The organism is Paenibacillus sp. DCT19 (assembly GCF_003268635.1).
Classification (GTDB): Bacteria; Bacillota; Bacilli; order Paenibacillales; family Paenibacillaceae; genus Paenibacillus.
Genome location: NZ_CP029639.1, coordinates 4,374,828 through 4,397,036, shown reverse-complemented (window position 1 = coordinate 4,397,036; position 22,209 = coordinate 4,374,828). Strand labels below are relative to the sequence as shown.

At 46.0% G+C, this 22,209-nt stretch carries 20 protein-coding genes; 14 read left to right on the top strand and 6 right to left on the bottom strand.

Going from position 1 to position 22,209, the window contains the following annotated elements:
- The first annotated feature begins 347 nt into the window (after window positions 1-347).
- Entirely contained in the window at window positions 348-947 is a 600-nt protein-coding gene (locus tag DMB88_RS19940; protein ID WP_128102750.1) for a hypothetical protein, read from the top strand.
- A 101-nt stretch (window positions 948-1,048) separates the two neighbouring features.
- On the opposite strand, the gene DMB88_RS19935 is transcribed toward DMB88_RS19940, so the two are convergent.
- A complete protein-coding gene (locus DMB88_RS19935) occupies window positions 1,049-1,654 on the bottom strand; it encodes a suppressor of fused domain protein (protein ID WP_128102749.1) in 606 nt (201 codons plus the stop codon).
- Window positions 1,655-1,922: 268 nt separating this feature from the next.
- Between DMB88_RS19935 and gndA the strand changes: the two genes are divergently transcribed.
- Window positions 1,923-3,332, top strand: coding sequence for an NADP-dependent phosphogluconate dehydrogenase (gene gndA, locus DMB88_RS19930; protein ID WP_128102748.1), 1,410 nt, complete (start codon window positions 1,923-1,925; stop codon window positions 3,330-3,332).
- 271 nt (window positions 3,333-3,603) lie between these two features.
- The gene (locus DMB88_RS19925; protein WP_251381264.1) at window positions 3,604-4,113 is read left to right on the top strand and encodes a shikimate kinase; all 510 of its coding nucleotides are present in this window, start codon (window positions 3,604-3,606) and stop codon (window positions 4,111-4,113) included.
- An 80-nt stretch (window positions 4,114-4,193) separates the two neighbouring features.
- Here DMB88_RS19925 and DMB88_RS19920 read toward each other — a convergent pair whose 3' ends face one another.
- The gene (locus DMB88_RS19920; RefSeq protein ID WP_056696298.1) at window positions 4,194-4,499 is read right to left on the bottom strand and encodes a rhodanese-like domain-containing protein; all 306 of its coding nucleotides are present in this window, start codon (window positions 4,497-4,499) and stop codon (window positions 4,194-4,196) included.
- A gap of 137 nt (window positions 4,500-4,636) precedes the next feature.
- Here DMB88_RS19920 and aroA point away from each other — a divergent pair, with 137 nt between their 5' ends.
- From aroA to ptsP, 4 genes are all read left to right on the top strand, one after another.
- A complete protein-coding gene (aroA, locus tag DMB88_RS19915; protein ID WP_128102747.1) occupies window positions 4,637-5,932 on the top strand; it encodes a 3-phosphoshikimate 1-carboxyvinyltransferase in 1,296 nt (431 codons plus the stop codon).
- Window positions 5,933-6,066: 134 nt separating this feature from the next.
- Window positions 6,067-6,501, top strand: coding sequence for a CoA-binding protein (locus tag DMB88_RS19910; RefSeq protein ID WP_128102746.1), 435 nt, complete (start codon window positions 6,067-6,069; stop codon window positions 6,499-6,501).
- A gap of 367 nt (window positions 6,502-6,868) precedes the next feature.
- On the top strand, window positions 6,869-8,749 hold the full coding sequence (locus DMB88_RS19905) for a glucose PTS transporter subunit IIA (protein WP_128102745.1): 1,881 nt from the start codon (window positions 6,869-6,871) through the stop codon (window positions 8,747-8,749).
- Window positions 8,746-10,506: a phosphoenolpyruvate--protein phosphotransferase gene (gene ptsP / locus DMB88_RS19900; protein WP_128102744.1), complete on the top strand. Its 1,761-nt coding sequence runs from the start codon at window positions 8,746-8,748 to the stop codon at window positions 10,504-10,506. The genes DMB88_RS19905 and ptsP overlap by 4 nt, the downstream gene beginning before the upstream one ends.
- 161 nt (window positions 10,507-10,667) lie before the next feature.
- On the opposite strand, the gene DMB88_RS19895 is transcribed toward ptsP, so the two are convergent.
- Window positions 10,668-11,207 carry a type 1 glutamine amidotransferase domain-containing protein gene (locus DMB88_RS19895; protein ID WP_128104518.1) on the bottom strand — a complete coding sequence of 180 codons (540 nt, stop codon included), beginning with the start codon at window positions 11,205-11,207 and terminating at the stop codon, window positions 10,668-10,670.
- 263 nt (window positions 11,208-11,470) lie between these two features.
- Between DMB88_RS19895 and DMB88_RS19890 the strand changes: the two genes are divergently transcribed.
- From DMB88_RS19890 to DMB88_RS19875, 4 genes are all read left to right on the top strand, one after another.
- Window positions 11,471-11,884, top strand: a complete 414-nt coding sequence (locus DMB88_RS19890) for a hypothetical protein (protein ID WP_128102743.1) — start codon at window positions 11,471-11,473, stop codon at window positions 11,882-11,884.
- 122 nt (window positions 11,885-12,006) lie between these two features.
- Window positions 12,007-12,354, top strand: a complete 348-nt coding sequence (gene ytxJ / locus DMB88_RS19885; RefSeq protein ID WP_128102742.1) for a bacillithiol system redox-active protein YtxJ — start codon at window positions 12,007-12,009, stop codon at window positions 12,352-12,354.
- A gap of 92 nt (window positions 12,355-12,446) precedes the next feature.
- Window positions 12,447-13,454, top strand: coding sequence for a catabolite control protein A (gene ccpA / locus DMB88_RS19880; protein ID WP_128102741.1), 1,008 nt, complete (start codon window positions 12,447-12,449; stop codon window positions 13,452-13,454).
- 122 nt (window positions 13,455-13,576) lie between these two features.
- Window positions 13,577-14,272 (top strand): 5'-methylthioadenosine/adenosylhomocysteine nucleosidase, encoded by a 696-nt coding sequence (locus DMB88_RS19875; RefSeq protein WP_128102740.1) that lies wholly within the window; start codon window positions 13,577-13,579, stop codon window positions 14,270-14,272.
- A 313-nt stretch (window positions 14,273-14,585) separates the two neighbouring features.
- Here the strand turns inward: DMB88_RS19875 and DMB88_RS19870 are convergent, their stop codons facing one another.
- Complete coding sequence (locus DMB88_RS19870; protein ID WP_128102739.1) at window positions 14,586-15,218, bottom strand: GNAT family N-acetyltransferase; 633 nt, start codon at window positions 15,216-15,218, stop codon at window positions 14,586-14,588.
- Window positions 15,219-15,457: 239 nt separating this feature from the next.
- Here DMB88_RS19870 and acsA point away from each other — a divergent pair, with 239 nt between their 5' ends.
- Window positions 15,458-17,182 (top strand): acetate--CoA ligase, encoded by a 1,725-nt coding sequence (acsA, locus tag DMB88_RS19865; RefSeq protein WP_128102738.1) that lies wholly within the window; start codon window positions 15,458-15,460, stop codon window positions 17,180-17,182.
- 159 nt (window positions 17,183-17,341) lie between these two features.
- Here acsA and DMB88_RS19860 read toward each other — a convergent pair whose 3' ends face one another.
- Window positions 17,342-20,452, bottom strand: a complete 3,111-nt coding sequence (locus tag DMB88_RS19860) for a transglycosylase domain-containing protein (protein WP_128102737.1) — start codon at window positions 20,450-20,452, stop codon at window positions 17,342-17,344.
- 293 nt (window positions 20,453-20,745) lie between these two features.
- Here DMB88_RS19860 and DMB88_RS19855 point away from each other — a divergent pair, with 293 nt between their 5' ends.
- Together DMB88_RS19855 and DMB88_RS19850 are read left to right on the top strand one after the other, a co-directional pair.
- A complete protein-coding gene (locus DMB88_RS19855) occupies window positions 20,746-20,955 on the top strand; it encodes a helix-turn-helix transcriptional regulator (RefSeq protein WP_128102736.1) in 210 nt (69 codons plus the stop codon).
- Window positions 20,952-21,356: a hypothetical protein gene (locus tag DMB88_RS19850; protein WP_128102735.1), complete on the top strand. Its 405-nt coding sequence runs from the start codon at window positions 20,952-20,954 to the stop codon at window positions 21,354-21,356. The genes DMB88_RS19855 and DMB88_RS19850 overlap by 4 nt, the downstream gene beginning before the upstream one ends.
- A gap of 173 nt (window positions 21,357-21,529) precedes the next feature.
- On the opposite strand, the gene rpsD is transcribed toward DMB88_RS19850, so the two are convergent.
- The gene (gene rpsD / locus DMB88_RS19845) at window positions 21,530-22,129 is read right to left on the bottom strand and encodes a 30S ribosomal protein S4 (protein ID WP_056696322.1); all 600 of its coding nucleotides are present in this window, start codon (window positions 22,127-22,129) and stop codon (window positions 21,530-21,532) included.
- Window positions 22,130-22,209: the final 80 nt, after the last annotated feature.

The following is a 22,209-nucleotide window of genomic DNA, read 5'->3' as shown; positions in this document are numbered from 1 at the left end:
AACCAGATCGGTTGTGACATTCCCTTTGTTATTTCTAACCTTTTGAAGATAGCTATAGTCCGTTAGAGAACAAGCTCCATTTTTGTGAGATGGCATTCATCCCTTGGAAAAATCCATCTGTATTCCTCCATTTCGCGTCTATTATATCATGAAAATCAGGGGCTTGCCCCTGTGCGCCTGCGGAAAGGTCTGGTCCTTCGGTTGATTCAGTGAAAAATAGTCAAATAACCAAGTACCCTTACATAAAATGAAGTATAAAATAGGGTAAGCCGATGTAGAAGAAGCCATGTAAAAAGCGATGTAAGAAGCGAACCGGTGTAGATCCGGTACAGATGGAGGGGAGTGCCGTGAATAAGAGTTATGAAGTTGAATATTGCAATCTGGAGCTGCGGTTCAACCGTCGGCATATCCAAAATTTGATCAAAGACCTTATTCGTGAGGGCTATTCACTATATTGGAGCGAGGACGAATCCTTCTTTATCTTGTCAGTCCGTACTGGGCGTAAGCTGGTAAAGCTCCGTTTTCAACAGACACGCAGTGGCAATTACAAAATGACGGGTGATTACCTCATCAAGGACGCGAAGCTAGCGGAATGGCTGGAGAAGCTTATCGGTGACACACGAGGGCATGCCGTTGTAAAACGATTCAAGGATCAGCAGATGACGGTAGAGAACATTTTGTTTGGTGAAGTGATTCGTTTGGTGGAGGTATCCGGGTTCAAGCAACGGGTTATTTTTCAAAAGGAACCTGCGCCTACGGCGGAAGAAATGGAAGAAATGTTCCTCTCGCGTGAAGGTGAGGAGCGGCTGATGCTGTTGCGCATGGAAGTGGATGATGAACTGGAACGTCTGCATAACGCCATACAGCTCAATAATACGGAAAAAGCAAACGCCTGCCGCGAAGTATTGCAGCGTTTATCCGGACATCTGTTGATGCTGGAAGCATGAAACATACAAATTGTAGATTACACTCGTAAATAAAGCCCCGGCACACGCCAGGGCTTTCATTGCTGTATCGGATGATCCTCATGAAAGGAACAATGGTGAAGTTACGGGCGAGAAGGGTCGATAATGGAGAAGCTCGAGCTTTCAACCAAGGCATCGAAGTGATCTATCCCTTGATTGAGGATGAGATCAGCTTCATATGGAGTAATCGGCACGACCCAGAGCAGTGGAATCATCTCTTGACCTACATGAATTTGTTCCAAAGATTCGTTTTCTCCACGTAATTCATCAATAAGTAGAGCAGTTGCATTCCAACCAGCTGGTGCAATGTTGCTTGGTGGCATTACACGGGGAATGCTTGAATTCGGAACATTCTCAATATGATGTGATATTAAATCAGCCAGATACGTGTTGATGCGTTCCACATGTTCACCACCAAGATCCGATTGCAGTGCAAGCATCCATTCAGCCGCTACCAGATCACCTGATGGACGGGTTGCCTGTGACAATCCTACCGTAACAAATCTTGCCACGTCTGATTGAGTTTTGGCTGGAAAGTAATAGATTTCCACATACACATTTCTTTCTGGCTTAGATAGAATGATTCTGAACTGTGGCATCCCCCATTCAGCCATATACGAGCCTAGAAGAAAGGTTCTACGAATATCTAGCGATAATCGTTCTTCGTTCGAGAGCTGCTCAACCTCCATTTGTTCTCTCCTCCTCATCATGTCATTCAATGGATTCTAGTATAACATCAAAGGTATACAGCCTTGAAACGAAACGATTTACACAAGATGTGTCTGTCCCATCCCAGGTAATTATGAAAATACAATGAACTCCTTGACGGATTGGGGCGTTTTCTCGTGGTGTAGATGCTCTGCGGGGTTCACTTCTATACGTAAAACCGTTAAAATGAGAGTGTTGTTGAGAGACAATATCATTAAAAATCAATTGGAGTAAAGGATGGGAGACCAGATGACTAAACAACAGATCGGCGTAATCGGACTGGCTGTCATGGGCAAAAATTTGGCCCTTAACATTGAAAGCAGAGGTTTCACGGTATCGGTATACAACCGTTCCCAAGAGAAAACAGAGGATCTTCTGAAAGAAGCCGAGGGTAAAAATCTGACAGGTACGTTCTCGATTGAAGAATTCGTAGCATCCCTGGAATCCCCACGCAAAATTTTGATCATGGTTCAAGCAGGTAAAGCGACAGACGCAACCATTGAACAATTGCTGCCTCATCTGGATGAAGGCGACATCATCATTGATGGAGGAAATGCATACTTCCCTGATACCCAACGTCGCAGCAAAGAACTGGAAGACAAAGGTATCCGTTTCATCGGCACAGGCGTATCTGGTGGTGAAGAAGGCGCATTGAAAGGTCCTTCCATTATGCCAGGTGGACAAGAGAGTGCATATAAACTAGTAGAGCCAATCCTGACAGCAATTTCAGCTAAAGTTGGCGATGATCCTTGTTGTACATATATTGGACCAGACGGTGCAGGACACTATGTCAAAATGGTTCACAATGGTATCGAATACGGTGATATGCAATTGATTGGCGAAGCATACCACCTGCTCAAATCCGTACTTAACGTTTCCGTAGAAGAGCTGCATGAGATCTTCACGGAATGGAATCAAGGGGAACTGGATAGCTACCTGATCGAGATCACAGCAGATATCTTCTCCAAATACGATCCAGAAACCGGTAAACCAATGGTCGACGTGATCTTGGATGCAGCTGGACAAAAAGGAACAGGTAAATGGACAAGCCAAAGCGCGCTTGATCTCGGCGTACCACTGTCCATGATTACTGAATCCGTATTCTCCCGTTTCTTGTCTGCGATGAAAGACGAGCGCGTAGCAGCAAGCAAAATTCTGAATGGTCCTGCGACAGAAGCATTCTCTGGCGACAAAAAAGCCTTCATTGAGAACGTGCGTAAAGCACTCTTCGCAAGTAAAATCGTATCCTACGCTCAAGGCTTCGCTCAGATGCGTGCTGCATCCGATGAGTACGGCTGGGATTTGAAATATGGCAACATCGCCATGATCTTCCGCGGTGGCTGCATCATCCGTTCACAGTTCCTGCAAAACATCAAAGAAGCATACGATAAAGATGCAGCGCTCAAAAACCTGCTCTTAGATCCATACTTCCAAAATATCGTTGAATCTTACCAAGGCGCATGGCGTGAAGTCGTAGCAGCTGCTGTACAACAAGGAATTCCGGTTCCTGGTTTCTCCAGTGCGTTGTCCTACTACGATAGCTACCGCACAGAGCGTTTGCCTGCAAACCTGTTGCAAGCACAACGTGACTACTTCGGTGCACACACGTTCAAACGTGTGGACAAAGAAGGCAGCTTCCACCACAACTGGATGGAGTAGTCTCGGAGGGAGGATCGCTTGCGATTACCTCTAATAAGAAGACCCACAATCTCGGCTATGCCGGAGTTGCTGGGTCTTTTTCATTGCGCGATAGAAGGTCATTAATCTTTCTGACTTCCACCGTCAGCGCTCTAGCCTTCCCCAGTTAGCAGGGCTGTGTTATGATAGGACAAAAGTGCTCAAGAAATGCTTGAAATGCGAATTCAAAATGATGTTTCGTCATCCAAAGCGAACTTTTTGAATAACCTCTTGAAATAAAGGAGTGTACCTTTTGAGCAAGGCTAACAATATTATACTCATCGGTATGATGGGAACCGGCAAATCAACAGTTGCAGATTTACTTGCACGCGAACTAGGCTATCGACTGGTTGATGTGGACGCCGCAGTGGAGAAAGAGGAAGGATGTACAATTCCTGAATTGTTCACAAGCAAAGGCGAGACTTACTTCCGGGATGCAGAGAGTCGGGTGCTGTGCTCTGTACTAGAGAAGAAGGCACAGATCATTGCAACTGGAGGCGGAGTTGTACTGCGTGCTGACAACTGTGATGTGATGTCCAAGAATGGCTGGGTCGTTGCGCTGACTGCAGATCCCGCAGTGATTGTAGAGCGTGTGAGTGGTTGTGACAATCGTCCATTACTGGCAGGCAATGCGGAGGAACGAATCCAGACGATTATGGAGGAACGCAAAGACGCGTATCGGTTTGCGCATTACACAGTGGATACTACGTCGTTATCCGCGGCTGAAGTGACTCGTTTAATTTTAGCGCATTACCGCGTCTAAGCCTGTAATCGCCGTGTGTTTTTTTATAGAGGTGTGAGAAGTACAGTGTAATGAAAAAACGAGCCGAGCGGCTCGTTCGACTAGTCTTCCTGTTGCCATTGCAGCATGCCGCCAACCATGTTGGTGCAGCCTTCGTAGCCAAGTTGTTGCAGATATTCGGCAGCACGCTCGCTGCGGTAACCACTGCGACAGATGAGGACGATCTCACCTGACTTCTCAATTTCAGACAGTCTGTCTGGAATTTGACCTAGGGGGATGTGCTTCGCTCCCTCAATCATGCCTTGTGCGACCTCTTCGTCCTCACGGACGTCTATCATCTGCAACTTCTCGCCAGCCTGTAAACGGCGGCGTAGTTCAGACGTTTCAATTTCAGCAATTTGCGTCATATTCAGATCCTCTTTTCTGTATCGACTTAACGCTTATAATGATACCCAAGCGATGCAGGGAATGTCAATTTAGGCAAGATGCCCTTGTTTATGATTCTAGTATCTTAATAATTTGAATAATGAAGGAGAATTCATTCATGGACGTTATCGTAACACCTACTCCCTCCCTGAAAGGGGAAATTGGAGCCTTGTCCTCCAAAAACTACACAACACGTTATTTGCTAGCTGCGGCATTGGCAGAAGGCACAAGCACAATCCATTTCCCTGCGCATAGTGAAGATAGTGACGCGATGCGTAGATGTATTCGTGATCTAGGTGCAGTTCTGGAAGAAGACGATAACAAAATCGTAATTCAAGGTTTCGGTAGCCACCCACGCGATGTACGTGAACTGAATGTAGGCAACGCGGGTGCTGTTTTACGTTTTTTGATGGGTGTAACGGCATTATGTCCTGAGGTTACTTTTGTCAATACGTATCCAGATTCACTTGGCAAGCGTCCACATGATGATCTGATTGATGCTCTGGGACAACTTGGTGTGGAAGTTCAGCATGAACAAGGACGTCTACCTATTACGATCAAAGGTGGCAAACCCAAAGGTGGGCATATCCGTGTATCCGGTTCGGTGAGCTCCCAATATCTGAGTGCATTACTCTTTGTAACACCTATGCTTGCAGAAGATAGCACAATCGAAGTGCTGAATGATCTGAAGTCCAAGGTCGTGATCGGACAAACGCTGGAGGTATTGGAGCAAGCAGGAATCGTTATCCATGCAAGCGATGATTACATGTCCTTCCGTGTACCTGGCGGCCAGTCATACCAACCACAGACATATACCGTTCAAGGAGACTACCCAGGTTCAGCGGCGGTTCTCGCGGCGGCAGCGGTGACACAGTCGGATGTGAAAATCTTGCGTTTGATGGAACAGAGCAAGCAGGGGGAACGTGCCATCGTGGATGTACTCCGCATGATGGAAGTACCTCTGACACATGAGAACAATGTTGTGCACGTGCAAGGGAACGGGAAATTAAAGGCGATCGAATTCGACGGAGATGCTGCAACAGATGCAGTTCTGGCCATGGTAGCAGCAGCTGTGTTTGCGGAAGGAACCTCACGGTTCTATAATGTAGAGAACCTGCGCTATAAGGAATGTGACCGAATTACGGATTACTTGAATGAGCTTCGTAAGGCGGGAGCGAACGTCGAAGAGCGTCAGGCGGAGATCATCGTGCATGGACGGCCAGAGGGCGTTGAAGGTGGCGTTGAGATTAATGCTCATTATGATCACCGGGTCATCATGGCTCTAACCGTTGTTGGACTTCGTGCCAAGCAACCGCTTCGCATTCGGGATGCGCACCATGTAGCCAAGTCTTACCCACAATACTTCGATCACTTGCAGGCGCTTGGTGCCTCCGTACAATGGGTAAAAGAGTAAAACAACCCTCACGTTGAGGGGGTAGTTCCAAAAGTCCGCTTGTGGTTATGAAGCATGCCCCCTGGCGGTATATGATCAGCATCGAAGTTCGAAATCAGCTGAAATCTTTGAGCAGAAAAGGATGGTGCTTGAACATGGAATTTAACAACCCTACTCGTGAAGAAATTGGACAAATTTTGCGTAATGCAGGCAACATCGCTGTCGTTGGATTATCAGACAAATCAGATCGCACATCCTACATGGTTGCTGAAGCTATGCAAAGCAGAGGATATCGCATCATTCCTGTGAACCCACAGGCGCAAGGTGAGATTCTTGGAGAAACGGTGTACGCCACGCTCGCGGATATTCCAGAACCAGTAGATATCGTTAATGTGTTTCGTCGGGAAGAGTATTGTGCTGATGTAGCACGAGAGGCTGCGGCGATCAAAGCTAACGTGTTGTGGCTGCAACTGGGCATCCATAGCGATGAGGCAGTGCAGATTGCGGCTGAGAACGGTCTGACGGCTGTTACGAATCGTTGTATCAAGGTCGAAGACTCCATCGTTCTGCGCGGTGCTGGACGCAACTAAACGCCATTTACGTCGTTTTGCGGCGGTCGTGAAATTGTGTTATGCCTGGTGATAGGACAGAAAACTTTATACGATCAGGTGATACACGTAGAAAATCCCGTTAACGAAGGCAAAGTTAACGGGGATTTTCTTTTTTTTATATAGCATAACTGCATTAGGTTGATCGAAATATAGCACCAATGGCTTAGATGACATTCCAGCCTTTCTAAAGACTATATAACGTTTTATTTATTGTGATGGCCACATCAACAAGTGGTCTTTTTGGTATGTGATTGCGGAGTATAATTAACTTTCTAGCAGGTTGCTGTTTTGCTTTGACAAAACGTTTCTTAAAGCTTACCATCAAGGATAGAAAGGAGAGGTCGCCATGAATTGGCTCGGATCCTTGCAGCAGCTCGGAAGAGCGGTAATGCTGCCTACAATGGTCCTGCCCGCCGCCGCAATTTTGCTTAGTGTTGGCAGTTTGCCCTGGGACGCCTGGGGGATGAACGTTGTTGGTGAAGTGTCTACCGTGGCTGGACACGGTATTTTTTATTTTTTGCCCTATTTATTTGCGGTCGGTGTAGCGCTGGGACTCTCCAACCAGGCCGGACAAGCGGGACTCGCTGCGCTGGCTGGTATCGTCATATATGATCAGGTGACTCGCAACTTTGGCGATGGCACCGTTCAGCCTGCTTCCTTAATCGGAATTATACTCGGCGCACTGGCTGGGGTAATGCATAATCGATTTAAGAGCATTAAACTGCCCGAAATATTGCAATTTTTTGGCGGTTCTAGATTCGTTTTGCTCATTGTTGGGCTCTGCTCGGCGCTGTTCTCCTGTTTTATGTTATGGATCGCTCCAATACTGCAGCATGGATTGAACGCGGTTGCCACATGGGAATACAGTCTCGGTGGTTTCGGATTGTTCATCTATGGCGTGCTCTACAGGGTATTGGTTGCTTTTGGCTTACATCATCTGCTGAACAATGTATTCTGGTTTCAATTGGGTACATTCGAAACGCCTGACGGAAACATTGTACAGGGGGATTTGCCTCGGTTCTTTGCTGGTGATCCATCTGCAGGTTTCTTCATGGCCGGGTTGTTCCCGATCATGATGTTCGCTATTCCAGCGATTGCGTTTGCCATTATTCAGGAAGCCCGGGAAGACTTGAAGCCGAAGATTAAGAAAACATTTCTTACTTCAGCATTAGTCTGTTTCCTGACAGGAGTTTCCGAACAGATCGAGTTTGCCTTTTTATTTGCAGCTCCTTATCTGTTTATTGTGCATGCGGTTATGTCTGGTATTGCGATGTGGATTAGTTATTGGCTTGATATACGACACGGGTTCTCGTACTCTGCAGGTATAATTGATTACATACTCAATTTTCATCTATCAGAGAATGCTTGGAAGCTTATTCCGATTGGCATACTATACGGGCTAGTCTATTACTTTTTGTTCCGCTGGGCGATTCGTACATTCAAGATTCCTACACCAGGACGTGAAGAAGGCTCGATGTTAGAGGATTGGGTAGGCAATATTCCTTACCAGGCTCCGTTGATTTTGGAAGCGCTCGGTGGCAAAAGCAACATTGTGCAGGTTGAAGCGTGTATCACACGTCTTCGTCTGACGGTGCATGACGATCGCCTGATCGACACGGGTGCGATGAAGAGCATGGGCTCAGCCGGGTTGATCAAGCTGGGCGGAGGAAACGTACAGGTGGTATTCGGTACCTATTCCGAATTGATTCGTGAAGAAATTGCGAAGCTACTGGAACGAGATCTGCCGCAAGTGCTGTTCTGTGCGCCTGTACAGGGGAAAATGCTGCCGATTGAAGAGGTGCCCGATCAGATATTTGCAGCCAAGCTTGTTGGGGATGGGGTAGCCTTTGTCCCAGAGCGGGGAGAGCTGGTCTCTCCTGTATTCGGTACAATTATGCATCTGTATCCAACGATGCATGCGTTAGGCATTTCCACCCGAGAAGGGCTTGAGGTTCTGCTTCATATCGGGATAGATACTTCACAATTAAAAGGTCATTTTGAAGCTTTTGTTCAAGAGGGCGATACTGTCGAGCCTGGACAATTGCTGATTAAATTTGATCTCGCTGTTCTTCGTGAACAAGCAGCATCACTGACAACGCCGATGGTAATTACCAATCCGGATCGTGTCAAATCATGGAGCTTTGCTCCATTTAAGCAAGTCAAGAAAGGTCAGGCATCCGTTATGTCCGTGGTGCTCTATGACAGGAACGTTGGAGGGGTAGAATGAAGATACAAGGCATCAACGGCGCTGCAGGCATAGCCATCGGCAAAGCATTTGTCCTGCCCAGTTGGGAATGGGATCTGCCGGATCAGAAGATGGATTCGGTGGATCTCGCCCAGGAATTCGAACGGCTGTATGAGGGCATCCGGACTTCTCGGGATGAGATAGAGTACATCAAGAATGAATTCAAGGAAGTTGTGGGTCCAGAAGAGTCAAGCATCTTTGATGCGCATCTAGCGATTTTGGAAGACCCTGTGTTTATGAACGAAATTCGAGGCATTATTGAAAGACAATATAAGGCTGCCGAAGTGGCCGTAAAAGAAGCGATTGACCACTTTGTAACGATGTTTGACTTGTTGGATGATGAGTACATGAAGGAGCGAGCGATCGACATTAAGGATGTCGGCAATCGATTGTTGAAGCACCTATTGGGTGCACCGGAGATTACCCTCCCTTCAGATACTCAGCCGTACATCCTTGTAGCCAAAGAGCTGTCGCCTTCACAACTGGCACACCTTAATCCTACGCATGTGCTCGGCATCGTTACTCTCATTGGTGGTAAAACATCTCATTCCGCTATTATGGCTCGTGCCCTAGGCATACCTCTCGTTTCCGGTCTGGAGGCGAGTCTTGGCATGCCAGTTGAGACAGGCGATATGCTTGTGGTAGATGGGGATAACGGACTTGTATTCACGGAGCCAGATCGCAAAACGATTGAACGTTACACGATGATTCGTAACAAGCAACTGCAGAAAAAAGAACAATTACAGGTGCTTGCTACAGTTGATGCCGTAACCAAGGACGGCTCAGTACTTCATCTAGCATCCAATATCAGTTCGGTGAAGGAACTGGATCTCGCTCTGAAGCATGGGGCGAAGGGAGTAGGGCTGTTCCGTACCGAATTCCTTTATATGGATCGGGCTACATTCCCGGGTGAGCAGGAACAGTATGAGGTATACAGATTGGTCGCTGAAAAGACAGCTGGTCAGTCTGTTGTCATTCGTACATTGGATATTGGCGGAGATAAGCAGCTTGATTATTTCGAGCTACCTGAAGAGGATAATCCGTTTCTTGGATACCGTGCCATCCGCATCAGCTTGGATCGTAAGGATCTATTCAAAACCCAGCTTACAGCAATTCTGCGGGCAAGTGCTGCAGGGAATGTGAAGATTATGTATCCTATGATTTCGTCAGTTGAAGAACTGCAACAGGCCAATGAAATTTTGCGTGAGGCCATGGCTGATCTGGATGAGCGTAATTTGCCATATGATCCACATATCCAGGTAGGTATTATGATTGAAGTGCCCGCAGCGGTAATGATTGCTGACTTATTGGCAGAGGAAGCGGATTTCTTCAGCATCGGTACGAATGATCTTGTTCAATACGTCTTGGCTGTGGATCGGATGAACGAACAGATCGCCCATATGTATCATCCATATCATCCAGCCGTGCTGCGTATGCTACGAGCTACGGTAGAAGCAGCTCATGCTGCTGGGATTGAGATTAGTGTCTGTGGTGAGATGGCAGGGGACGAGCGTTCAATTCCATTATGGCTTGAGCTAGGCATTCGTAATCTAAGTATGTCTCCTCAATCTCTTTTGCGTGTGAAGCATAGAGTGCTCAATACAACTGCAACAGCCGCTAAAGAAGTAGCCCATGAGTGCTTCACGTTGCGAACAAGCCTGGATATCGAACAACGTTTACAGACGTTTAATGACGGAGCAGGCAGCCCGGATGAACAGAGTGGCTCGAATGCCTCTTGAGAATCTAATCTTAGTAAAAGTATCTTAGATGCTCTTCTACTAATTAGGTTAGACATCAATCAATCCTCACGTATTCTATTGAGTGGATTGATAAGAAGAGTTTCGCCTAAACCATGAAACCCCCACGCTACAGAGCGAGGGGGTTTTTGGTGATTGGGTGTTTATTCCGTATTGGCATCAGCCAATGCATCACAGAACGCTTTTCCATAAGGGGGAAGGTCTGGAGGTCGGCGCGCCGATATGATATGTCCATCTACAACAACAGGTTCGTCTTTCCAGATCGCACCTGCATTTTCCATGTCGTCCCGAATGCCCGGGGTGGAGGTCACGGTAACGCCTTCGAGAATTTTGGCAGAGATCAGCACCCAGCCAGCGTGACAGATTTGTCCGATTGGCTTGCGATCCGCATGCATCTCCTTCACAAGTTCAAGCACTTTGGGATAGCGACGCAGCTTGTCCGGCGCCCAACCGCCAGGCACAAGAATACCATCATATGCAGAACTGTCCAACTCGTCGAAGCTGTATTCCGCTTCAGCGGGAACACCATATTTTCCGATGTAGGTTTTACCTTTTTTCTCCCCAGCCAGATGCACCTCGGCACCTTCTTCACGTACACGATGTACGGGATACCATAGCTCGAGATCCTCGAATTCTTCATCAACGAGAGCGATAACTTTTTTACCTGTTAATCTCACATCCATCTCTCCTTTTGCGGTGGCATGTATCGACTTTATTGTAACAGATTCATGGCTTCGCTTCACGGGACACACAACCTCCAAAGTAAGTAACCGATTTCAATCGTTGTTAGCATACGTATTTAACCCTTAACCTGGCGACAGTGGTAATTTGTGCAACCTTTGGTTTGCAGCAGGATTTAGGCGGAAAAAGGTCGAATGGTAACAGTATACGAGATAGAACGAATGAGGTGATGGATGTGCGTAAATCGTGCAGATGCGGACATGTAATGGAATTAGAATTAAGAACGGTTGTGTACGCCAAAAAAGTAGAGATTCGCAACGTACCCGTATTTGCATGTACAGATTGTATCTCATACGAAGTGCTTCAACCGGTCAAACCTGACCTGAAAGAGTGTATTAGTAAATTGGGTGAACAGCCCAATAAGCAGGATGTCTTATTTGGTGAACAAAATGAACTTGCAGACCTGTTCCACGAGCAACTGCTTGCTAGACCCGATGCAACAGATCAAGAGATACAGGATCAGATGCAGCAGGCCGTGAAGGAAAGAATTAATCTATTGCTGGATATTTTGGGTTATGCTCAAAAGTCGGGTGATGCAGAATGGATCGAGACGACTCAGCGTAGACTGGGTCAGTTATCGGGCTTTGTTTGGCAGGCACATTTCTCGAATGCTGTCTAATTTTGACGTGTAAAATGCTTGTTTTCATGAAAATTGGCTTTTTCGCGCGCTTTTTGTTAAGATATCGAAGAGTGAAAACGCTCAACTTAGCGGTATTCCTGAAAAAGGGGGATGTATATCCAATGGCTGACATGACTAAAATGACAAGTATTGAACAGCTAAACTCCGCAGTGGAGGCTACCGAGGATCAACCTTTGCTTCTGTTTAAGCATAGTACGCGTTGCCCAATCAGCGCGAATGCATATCAGGAGATGAACAACTATTTGCAGAACAATCCTAATGAACAAGTGAAATACGGCATTATTTATGTTGTGGAAGACCGCCCTGTATCTAACGAAGCAGCAGAGAAACTGGGTGTTAAGCATGAATCTCCACAGGCAATTCTAGTTAAAAAGGGAACGCCTGTATGGCATACTTCCCATTCTGATATTACTTCGAGCACGCTCACGCAGGTTTTAAGTGAGTCCTAGAGCCTATTTTAATTGATTAATGCAAAAATTTGTCGTAATATAATTCTTAATGAAAATGGGTTGAAAATTTACTGGTAATGGAGAGAAGTACTGTGACGGTAACCATTTATGATGTGGCACGCGAAGCTGGGGTGTCCATGGCAACAGTATCACGGGTAGTGAACAATAACCCCAATGTGAAGCCACAAACACGTAAAAAAGTATATGAAGCCATTGATCGGTTGGGATATCGTCCAAATGCGGTAGCCAGAGGTTTGGCTAGCAAAAAGACGACAACAGTCGGTGTGGTAATTCCTGATATTTCGAACTCGACTTTCGCTGAGATTGCTCGTGGAATTGAGGATATTGCTAATATGTATCACTACAATATTATTCTATGTAATGCGGACAAGAAGAAAGAAAAAGAAATTCGTGTTATTAACACGTTGCTAGAAAAGCAAGTCGATGGTTTGCTTTTCATGGGCGGAACGGTAACGGATGAACATATCCAAGCCTTCCAATCAGCAGCAGTACCGATCGTGCTCTGTGCGACAAGTGACGAGAAGGGAACATATCCTTCTGTAGATATCGATCATGAAGCTGCTGCGTTTGATGCGGTGAATACATTGATTCGTCATGGTCACAAGGAAATTGCGATGATTAGTGGTACGTTGCAAGATCCTGCTAACGGCTATGCGCGTTTCCAAGGATACAAGAAAGCTCTTGAAGCAGCGGGTATGGAGTATCAGGAGGATCTGGTACGCATCGGTAACTACCGTTATGAGTCCGGCGTGGAAGCGATGAAATATTTCCTCGGACTGAAGAAGAAACCGACGGCAATCTTCGCTGCAACAGATGAGATGGCTATTGGCGCGATTCACAGCATTCAGGATGAGGGTCTGAAAGTACCGGATGACTTCTCCATCATTAGTGTGGATAACATTCGTATGGCTTCCATGGTGCGTCCGCAATTGACAACGGTCGCTCAGCCAATGTATGACCTTGGTGCTGTCGCGATGCGTCTGCTCACGAAGCTGATGAAAAAAGAAAATGTGGAGAACCCACGGGTTATTTTGCCACATGAAACAATTCTACGTTTGTCTGTAAGCCATGCTGGATAAGTAAATATAGCATTGGAAATGGTATAAGGCAGGGAGAAGACATTCTCTCTACATATCGAATTGGCAGAAGCTCCGGTGACGGAGCTTTTGTGCTGAATAGAATCTACTGGAGGGCTTGGGACATGCGCGAAACAATCGGTATTATTGGTGCTATGGATGAGGAAGTAGAACTGTTGCTTGCGGGGATGAAGCAGTTGGAGACGGTCAAGCAGACCGGAATCACCTATGTTGCAGGCGAGTGGTTGGGTAAACAAATTGTTGTCTGCAAATCAGGCGTGGGTAAAGTTAACGCGGCAGTAACCACGCAAATTCTAATTGACCGTTTCCAAGTGGATCGAATTATTTTTACAGGTGTTGCTGGAGCGGTTCATCCTGAGCTGAATATCGGTGATATCGTTATTTCCTCGGTATGTGTGCAGCATGATATGGATGTGACTCCCCTAGGGTTCGAACGTGGCGTTATTCCGTATCAAGAGACCTCTGCATTTCCTGCCGATGCTTCACTGATTGCACTTGCCGAAGAAGCGTGTAAGGCGCAAGGAGCCCATTACCGGATTGGCAAGGTGTTGTCAGGGGATCAGTTTATTGCCAGCAAAGAGACGGTAAATATGCTGTATACCCAGATGGATGGAGCGTGTGCGGAAATGGAAGGCGCGGCTGTTGCACAGGTTAGTTTCATGAACCGTGTACCTTTTGTCGTTCTGAGAGGCATGTCCGATAAGGCGGATGGTTCTGCACATGTGAACTTTGCCGAATTTACAGTGCAGTCATCCCAGCGCTCACATCGCATCGTGGAGCATATGTTGGAGAACATGTAAGCCCTCATGTAAGAGATAAACAAGCTCGCAGTGAGCCACTTCAAATAGAAAAATTAAATTAAACCGCTTCTCAACGGATAGCTCTTAAGGTATGCAGAGCTGGGTGAGAAGCGGTTTTTTAAATTAATAGGATTTATACGTTTTCGGCGGAGCTGAATCATGCGATTATCGCACGAAAAACTACAACTAAACAACGTTTGTCTTTTGTGAAGGTACGACGATAGACGTTATTCTTATGTAAGCATATTTTAAGCGTTGTTCGAATGTAGTCCGTTTTACTTCAATATGATGATCAATTGTATTTAAGCTGAACTTAGTACATAAACCGGTAACGAAAGCGCACACGATCGAACTGTTCTTCGGATGTGAGTGGTACCTGGCTGCCGATTCTCACCATAAGACAGTTAGCCGGATGAGAGCAGATTTCAGGATCATCGGTCGCGTACCAGGTCATATCCACAGCCTGCATCAACTTCTCCATCATTTTGCGATAATCCCACACGGACAGGCCACTACCCTTCAGATCCCAATGCCAGTAATATTCGGTCGTAAAAATGATATATCGCTCCATCTGACCGCCTTCGAACGCAGTGAGCAGCATCTCACGTCCGATGCCTAGCGAGCGGTACTCATCAGCAACCTCAATGGCTCCCAGTTCAATGAGATCCGTCATATTGCCCTCAGACCAACGTTCACATTCGTCAGCGTAATGAAACGTAACGTAGCCAATGATCATGCTATTTTCATGTGCTAGAATGATACGACCTTCCGGCAGAGCGGCAATCTCGGTCAGGGCTTCCTGCTGCTCTGATGGTCGGCGAAAAGCATCGAGATCTGGATGGAAACCGAGCTGTGAAATAGCCTCAGCGGACATAGGGCCTTCAATTGTGATGCGGTGACCGGATTTGGAGATGGAACGCATATGATGCTTCTTAACATGTTCCATGGTTCATGCTCCTTTCTTCCCCCTAGACGATGATTGAGAAGATTTGCTATAATGGCGTAGACAAAAAATGTTCACAATTCAAGTGCAGCTCAAAATTCATTCAGTAGGTCAAGCAAGTAAATAAAGAGAATGCTCTCTCTATTAATGTAAGCGCTAACTGGAAGTTCAGTCAACACAAGGCAATGAGAAGTCACCCATTTAAGGGAATCGAAATGTCGAGTTGAAGGAGGCTGGCAAGCATGAGTCAAGCATTTGAAGAGATGCTGCAAACGGTTGTGTCTCAATCTAACTTGGGCGATTACGCGGAGGCTCGGAGCCGATTTGATTGGGAATCGGTGGAAAGGCACTTTACGTGGCACGCCAGCGGAAAAGTGAATATGGCTCATGAGGCGATAGATCGCCATGTACTGGAAGGAAGAGGCAGCAGAACGGCATTGTTATACAGTGATGCTTCACGGGAAGAGGCATACACCTTTGCCGATCTTAGCGAGCAATCCAACCGGTTTGGTAATGTACTTCGGAAATATGGCGTGACCAAGGGAGATCGGGTATTTATTTTTATGCCAAGAAGCCCTGAGCTGTATTTCAGCCTTTTGGGTATTTTGAAAGTAGGTGCCATCGCAGGGCCGCTGTTTGAAGCCTTTATGGAGACCGCCGTCAAAGATCGATTGGAAGACAGTGGGGCAGTTGCGCTTGTAACGACACCCGAGCTTCTAGGGCGAATTAAGCGCTCCGAATTACCGGAGCTAAAGCATATATTTGTCGTTGGTGGTGGGGAGCAGACAGAGGATGGACTCATTGATTTTGATGCAGAGATGTCTGCGGCTTCAGATGAGATGCACGTGGAGTGGCTCACGCGTGAGGATGGACTCATTATCCATTATACATCGGGTTCTACAGGGAAACCCAAGGGTGTATACCATGTACAGAATGCAATGATTCAGCATTATTATACAGGCAAAGTGGTGCTCGACTTACGCGAGGATGATGTGTACTGGTGCACCGCAGACCCTGGTTGGGTCACAGGCACATCATATGGTATTTTTGCACCATGGCTAAACGGGGTAACCAATGTGATTCGTGGAGGTCGGTTCAGTCCACAAGACTGGTATAGCACGATCGAAAAAAATAAAGTGACCGTCTGGTACAGCGCACCAACGGCATTCCGGATGTTGATGGGTGCAGGAGACGAGACGATCGCCCAGCATGATCTGAGTAGTCTGCGTCACGTCATGTCTGTTGGCGAGCCGCTCAATCCTGAAGTAGTTCGTTGGGGCTGGAAAGCGTATGATCAGCGAATTCATGATACGTGGTGGATGACGGAAACGGGTGCACAATTGATCTGTAACTATCCGGGTATGCCGATTAAGCCAGGTTCCATGGGAAGACCTTTGCCCGGAATTGAAGCTGCGATTATCGATGATCGTGGGCAGGAGTTACCTCCATACAGTATGGGGAATTTGGCAATACGTAGCCCCTGGCCGTCGATGATGGCCAAGATCTGGAACAACCCTGCCAAATACGAGGAATATTTCCGACTCTCTGGCTGGTACGTATCTGGGGACTCGGCTTATATGGATGAGGACGGTTACTTCTGGTTTCAGGGCAGAATTGATGATGTAATTAATTCGTCTGGTGAACGTATCGGCCCTTTTGAGGTGGAGAGCAAGCTCGTAGAGCACCCTGCTGTAGCTGAGGCTGGGGTTATCGGTAAACCGGATGTAACACGGGGTGAGATCATCAAAGCCTTTGTAGCGCTTCGTGATGGGTATGAGGCAACACCGGAGCTGAAGGAAGAGATTTATCGTTTTGTAAAAGAAGGCCTGTCTGCCCATGCTGCACCGCGTGAGATTGAATTCAAGGATAAATTACCGAAGACACGTTCTGGTAAAATTATGCGTCGTGTCTTGAAAGCCTGGGAGCTGGATTTGCCGACAGGTGACCTGTCCACCATTGAGGACTAAATGTTAAAGGTGGCTAGCATGCTAGCCGTATTGGAATGAAAGGTAGCATGAAAAAGCCTGATCTGGATGTCCATCAGATTAGGCTTTTTTGACGTATTAATCAAAAGACCCCCTAAGGATAAACTTAGGAGGTCTTTTGGTGTAAATGTAATGTTTACTTTAAGGTTGATAATGTACCGCTGCTGAAGGCTCAGATTCTCCTGCACTGTTGCTCGCAGATACCTTGAACCATCCACTGGTTGTTGCCGGTACACCGAAGTCGAGCGAAGTACCCGAGGTAGAGCCGATTTTGTTGAATGGAGCATTGCCCGTTTCGCTGTAGTAGACGGAATAGCTCTGTACACCTTCCGTATCAGCGTTTGAACCCCACTGGATACGAATACCTTGAGATAGGGCTGTAACACTTACCTGACTCGGTGTGCTTGGAGCAGTCGAAGCCGAAGTATCGTCTGAACCTTCACCAGGCGTGATGATCGTTCCAGGAACGTTAATCGGTTCCTTCACTTCTTCCTCTGGTGGCGGTTCTACAACGGCAGTGCTAGTTGCAATGGCGCTTGGTGCAGACTCTCTGCCAGCAACATCAACTGCTGTTACGTAGAATGAGAAGTTGCCACCTTGTGCATACGCCGTAAATGATCGAGATTCACCCGTAAGAACGACTTGCCCTTGATTCTGGAATCCTCCACCATTAACAGAACGATACAAGCGATACCCGACAACATCACTTTCTGGTGTAGCATTAAATGTAATGATTGCTCTGCCATTTGACATAGACAGTCTTACATTTCCCGGAGCATCCGGAGCTTTACCGTTGTCTTGCCGTGGATCAATCTGCGTTGGCATGTCTGAATCTGCATCCTGTGGCAGGTAATATGCAAGTGACTCGTGCCGGCTCATACGAGAGAATGCATTTTGCAACTCTTTAATGAGATCGGAGATTGGTTTTTTACGTTTGATTACGGTTTTTTCCTTGAGCATATCACTAGGTGTTTCATCACGCGGGATGTAGTTTACACCATTGTAAGTGATGTACTTCGCCTTAGCGACGCCATCATCACTATCTTTAGGAACGAATTTACTGTTGAAAATATCTGTAACAAAACGATCTGTCAGAGCCGTAGGAAGTTTACCGCTATAAGCGGAGACGGTTTTCGTCACTATACCTGATGGCTTCTCGAACTTATCTGTAACAAATAGCTCTTTGTCTGAGGCGATGACCTCATTCATAATTTGCGTCCATAGCTGCTGTGCGCGTTTGCGCTGAGACTTGGTCTCTAGTGTGTTTACTGGCTGTTTGTATCCAACCCATACACCTAAAGTGACATCTGGCGAGTAGCCTTCAAACCAGACATCGGCGTAGTTCTGGGTAGAGCCTGTTTTTCCGACAATCGGTACACTCTTCGAATATTTGTAGCTTTCGCGTACTTTATCCGCTGTACCTTCTGTAACGACCGTACGAAGCATGTCGGTCATGAGATATGCCGTCTGCTCGGAGAAGGCCTGAACAGGAGCTGCTTCGTGTTTATAAACGATATTACCTTTGGAGTCTACAATTTTACTGATCATATAAGAATCGTTGTACACACCGTTGTTGGCAATGGCACCATAGGCGTTGGTGAGTTCCTCGACGGTCACACCGTACTGAAGGCCACCAAGAACACCTGTTTGTGCTTGATAATCGTTTTTCTGAATGGTGGTAATGCCAAGTTTTTTGGCGAAAGCCCAGGCTTTATCAATTCCCACGTCTTCATTAAACAACTTAAGCGCCACGGTATTCAATGAGTAATTCAGTGCTCTACGAGCAGTGATGAGGCCTTGGTACCGGTTATTTGCATTTTTCGGAATGTGATATCCGCTTGGACCGTCTTTAAGAATAATCGGTGAATCATCCACGACGGAACCTGGCTGAACCAAGCCTTCATCCATAGCAGGCAGATATGCTGCAATTGGTTTCATAGCAGAACCTGGTTGACGCACCATCTGCGTAGCATAGTTCATCTGTTCATCTTGGAAGCTTCGACCTTCGATCATGCCTAGAATGGCACCAGTCTTATGGTCGATCAACATAGCTGCCGTTTGTTCTTTCCCCTTTTTGGGATCGTCTGCGGCAAAATTACTATCATTTTCAGCAATGGTACGCATGGTTTTGTATACACTTTTGTTAATTGTAGTGTAAATGCGATATCCACCTGTGCGTAATTGCTGCTGAGCTTCTTCCAATAATGCACTGCTATCTTTAGTCGCTGCATCCTTGTCTGTAGCTTCACCAGTGTCTTTGCTAGCGTCTGCGTCTGCATTCAACTGTGTCATCAAGATTTGAGCAGCTTGTCGTTCAGTTTCCATCATAAGATAAGGATAAGTGTTGTAAGCTTTAACCGTTTTGGGAGCGAGCGAGCTCTTGATGTCAAAAGCAAGCGCTTCGTTATATTCGGTTTGATTGATTTTACCGAGTTCTAACATTCGACGTAAAACCAAGTGCTGGCGATTAATTGCGCGCTCAAAATTGTCCTCAACAAAGTCGCCTTTACCATTAAAAGCAGAGTATGAAGAGGGGAGCTGAGGCAAGCCGGCAAGGTAAGCAGCTTGAGCCGTATTTATTTTCTCCAGATCATTAATATTGAACAAACCTTTGGCAGCAGCCTTAATGCCATAGACATTATATCCACTGGAACCATTACCGAAAGGAACCTTGTTCAAGTATGCAGTCATGATCTCGTCCTTCGTCAAGAAACGTTCCAATCGGAGCGAGAGAAGAATTTCTTTTACTTTCCGATCCTCTGTACGATCTAGATTGAGGAACACACGACGCGCTAACTGTTGTGTAAGTGTACTTCCGCCTGTTTGGACAGACTCTTTAAGCACCTTCTGTTTTACGGCACGAAGTGTACCGTTCATGTCTACACCTTTATGTTCGTAAAAATGATTGTCTTCAATGGCAATAACTGCATCAATAACCTTCTGTGGGATCTGGTCAACGGTGACCGGACGTCTGTCTTCTTCTGTACGTAATTGACCGATTGGACTGCCATCGGCGAAGTAAGCAAAGCCTGTGATGGAGTTTTCGCTGACTTTCTGTTCAATCAGGGCCCTGGATCGGACAGGCTCGTCTTTCACAATGGAACTGACGTACCCCATTAAAGCACCGCCTACGAATAGTACCCCCATGATTCCCAGGACAACCATCCATTTGACGACACTGCCTAGTCTGCGAATGAAGCTACGCTTGCGGACAGGCTGTTCATCGGGCTTTTTCTTATTAACATCAACCATTCAGTGTCTTCCTCCTTTTAACAGCACTTATTATAGCATAAAAAGGTGGGTTTGCATGCCTGAGAAATACAAGCAATAGTCGAATAATGCCATTATTTTCGAAATTATGTTATTTATTATGCTTGTAAATGTACCATATCATAAGGAGATAACAATATGGCTTGAGAAGATCCTTTCTATCAGCCTGTTTTAGGGCACGAATTTGGTGTAAAGTTAGCTTGACATTTTGAGGAGTGAGAGATATATTTTTTGTAAAGTTAGCTTTACAAATGAAGAGTGAGGACACGAAATTCATGAAGAATAAAATTGAGATCTACCGTCGAGAGCTTAACATGACACAACAGGATCTGGCGGAAAAGGTTAACGTATCACGTCAGACCATCATTTCATTGGAAAGAGGGCGATACAATCCATCGATTATGCTGGCTTATCTCATAGCCCGAGTGTTCAATAAAAGCATTGAACAAGTTTTTATTTTTGAGAAAGAGGGGGATATTGAGTGAGGAAATGGACTGTGGTATCTATTGTTATGTGTATTCTCGGACTGCTCGTTTTTTCGATTGCTCTCTACCAGAAGTTTGCGTTAAATAATTCTAACCTGTCGTTTGCTATGCCTTTAGGCTTTGGATTAATCGGGTGCTCAATGATAAACTTAATCATTTTGGCTATGGACAACAAAGGGGTTAAACGAAGTGTGGACTCTGAACATGATGAAAGAATAATTTCGCATTGTAAATCTTCATTTTCACTTGGATTTATAGTTATGATAATGGTCATAATTACAATGCTTGTGATATATCAGTTTGGAATTGAAATAGAGGTGTTTGAATCAGCGATTATTATCATGGTGAGTGGTATTTTTTCTGCTGTGACGTACTTTGCATATAAGTTCTTAAGATATTAGATCATCACTTCCTGATCAAAACGGTGTTCTTCACGTGTTATTTTTCTTATGGATACGGCGAAATTTTCTATATTGCCCTCAACTTCTGCCTTTTTTAGTCAAAAGCATAAAAAACAGCTGTCGAAAAAATCTCGACAGCTGTTTTATTTGAAGATTTAATGTAATCGCAACGATTAACGGTTGTAGAACTCGACGATTTGTTTCTCATCGATTTCTTGGGACAATTCCGAACGCTCAGGCAGACGGATGAATTTACCCTCAACTGCTGTATCGTTGAACTCAACGTATGCTGGAAGATGCGTACGGTTTTCCAATGCTTCTTTAACAGAAGACAAACCGCGGCTTCTTTCACGCAAGCTGATTACGTCGCCAGTGCTTACTTGGTAAGAAGCGATGTCGACTTTTTTGCCGTTTACAGTGATGTGACCATGGGATACCAACTGACGTGCTCCTGCACGGGAGTTAGCAAATCCAAGACGGTAAACGAGGTTGTCAAGGCGGCACTCAAGCAAGAACATGAAGTTTTCACCCGCGATACCTTGCATTTTTTGCGCTCTAGCAAACAGAGTGCGGAATTGTTTTTCGCCCAAACCGTACATGTGACGCAGTTTTTGTTTTTCTTGCAACTGCATACCGTAGTTGCTCATTTTTCTGCGTTGGTTAGCTCCGTGCTGACCTGGAGGGAAAGGACGTTTCAAATCTTTGCCTGTTCCGCTAAGGGAAATGCCGAGGCGACGGCTCAATTTAAATTTAGGACCAGTGTAACGTGCCATGTTTAAAGTAGCTCCTTTTTAGTTAAAGTTCATATAGGGCTCTGTTTGCGCTCCAATTTGTTGATGCTGGCTCAGCCACG

What these genes read in the sequence shown, in the direction of transcription:
- DMB88_RS19935 (WP_128102749.1), bottom strand. Translation starts at nt 1,654, where the DNA reads ATGGAGGTTGAGCAGCTCTCGAACGAAGAACGATTATCGCTAGATATT.
- gndA (WP_128102748.1), top strand. Translation starts at nt 1,923, where the DNA reads ATGACTAAACAACAGATCGGCGTAATCGGACTGGCTGTCATGGGCAAA.
- DMB88_RS19920 (WP_056696298.1), bottom strand. Translation starts at nt 4,499, where the DNA reads ATGACGCAAATTGCTGAAATTGAAACGTCTGAACTACGCCGCCGTTTA.
- aroA (WP_128102747.1), top strand. Translation starts at nt 4,637, where the DNA reads ATGGACGTTATCGTAACACCTACTCCCTCCCTGAAAGGGGAAATTGGA.
- DMB88_RS19910 (WP_128102746.1), top strand. Translation starts at nt 6,067, where the DNA reads ATGGAATTTAACAACCCTACTCGTGAAGAAATTGGACAAATTTTGCGT.
- DMB88_RS19905 (WP_128102745.1), top strand. Translation starts at nt 6,869, where the DNA reads ATGAATTGGCTCGGATCCTTGCAGCAGCTCGGAAGAGCGGTAATGCTG.
- ptsP (WP_128102744.1), top strand. Translation starts at nt 8,746, where the DNA reads ATGAAGATACAAGGCATCAACGGCGCTGCAGGCATAGCCATCGGCAAA.
- DMB88_RS19895 (WP_128104518.1), bottom strand. Translation starts at nt 11,207, where the DNA reads ATGGATGTGAGATTAACAGGTAAAAAAGTTATCGCTCTCGTTGATGAA.
- DMB88_RS19890 (WP_128102743.1), top strand. Translation starts at nt 11,471, where the DNA reads ATGGAATTAGAATTAAGAACGGTTGTGTACGCCAAAAAAGTAGAGATT.
- ytxJ (WP_128102742.1), top strand. Translation starts at nt 12,007, where the DNA reads ATGGCTGACATGACTAAAATGACAAGTATTGAACAGCTAAACTCCGCA.
- DMB88_RS19875 (WP_128102740.1), top strand. Translation starts at nt 13,577, where the DNA reads ATGCGCGAAACAATCGGTATTATTGGTGCTATGGATGAGGAAGTAGAA.
- DMB88_RS19870 (WP_128102739.1), bottom strand. Translation starts at nt 15,218, where the DNA reads ATGGAACATGTTAAGAAGCATCATATGCGTTCCATCTCCAAATCCGGT.
- acsA (WP_128102738.1), top strand. Translation starts at nt 15,458, where the DNA reads ATGAGTCAAGCATTTGAAGAGATGCTGCAAACGGTTGTGTCTCAATCT.
- DMB88_RS19860 (WP_128102737.1), bottom strand. Translation starts at nt 20,452, where the DNA reads ATGGTTGATGTTAATAAGAAAAAGCCCGATGAACAGCCTGTCCGCAAG.
- DMB88_RS19855 (WP_128102736.1), top strand. Translation starts at nt 20,746, where the DNA reads ATGAAGAATAAAATTGAGATCTACCGTCGAGAGCTTAACATGACACAA.
- rpsD (WP_056696322.1), bottom strand. Translation starts at nt 22,129, where the DNA reads ATGGCACGTTACACTGGTCCTAAATTTAAATTGAGCCGTCGCCTCGGC.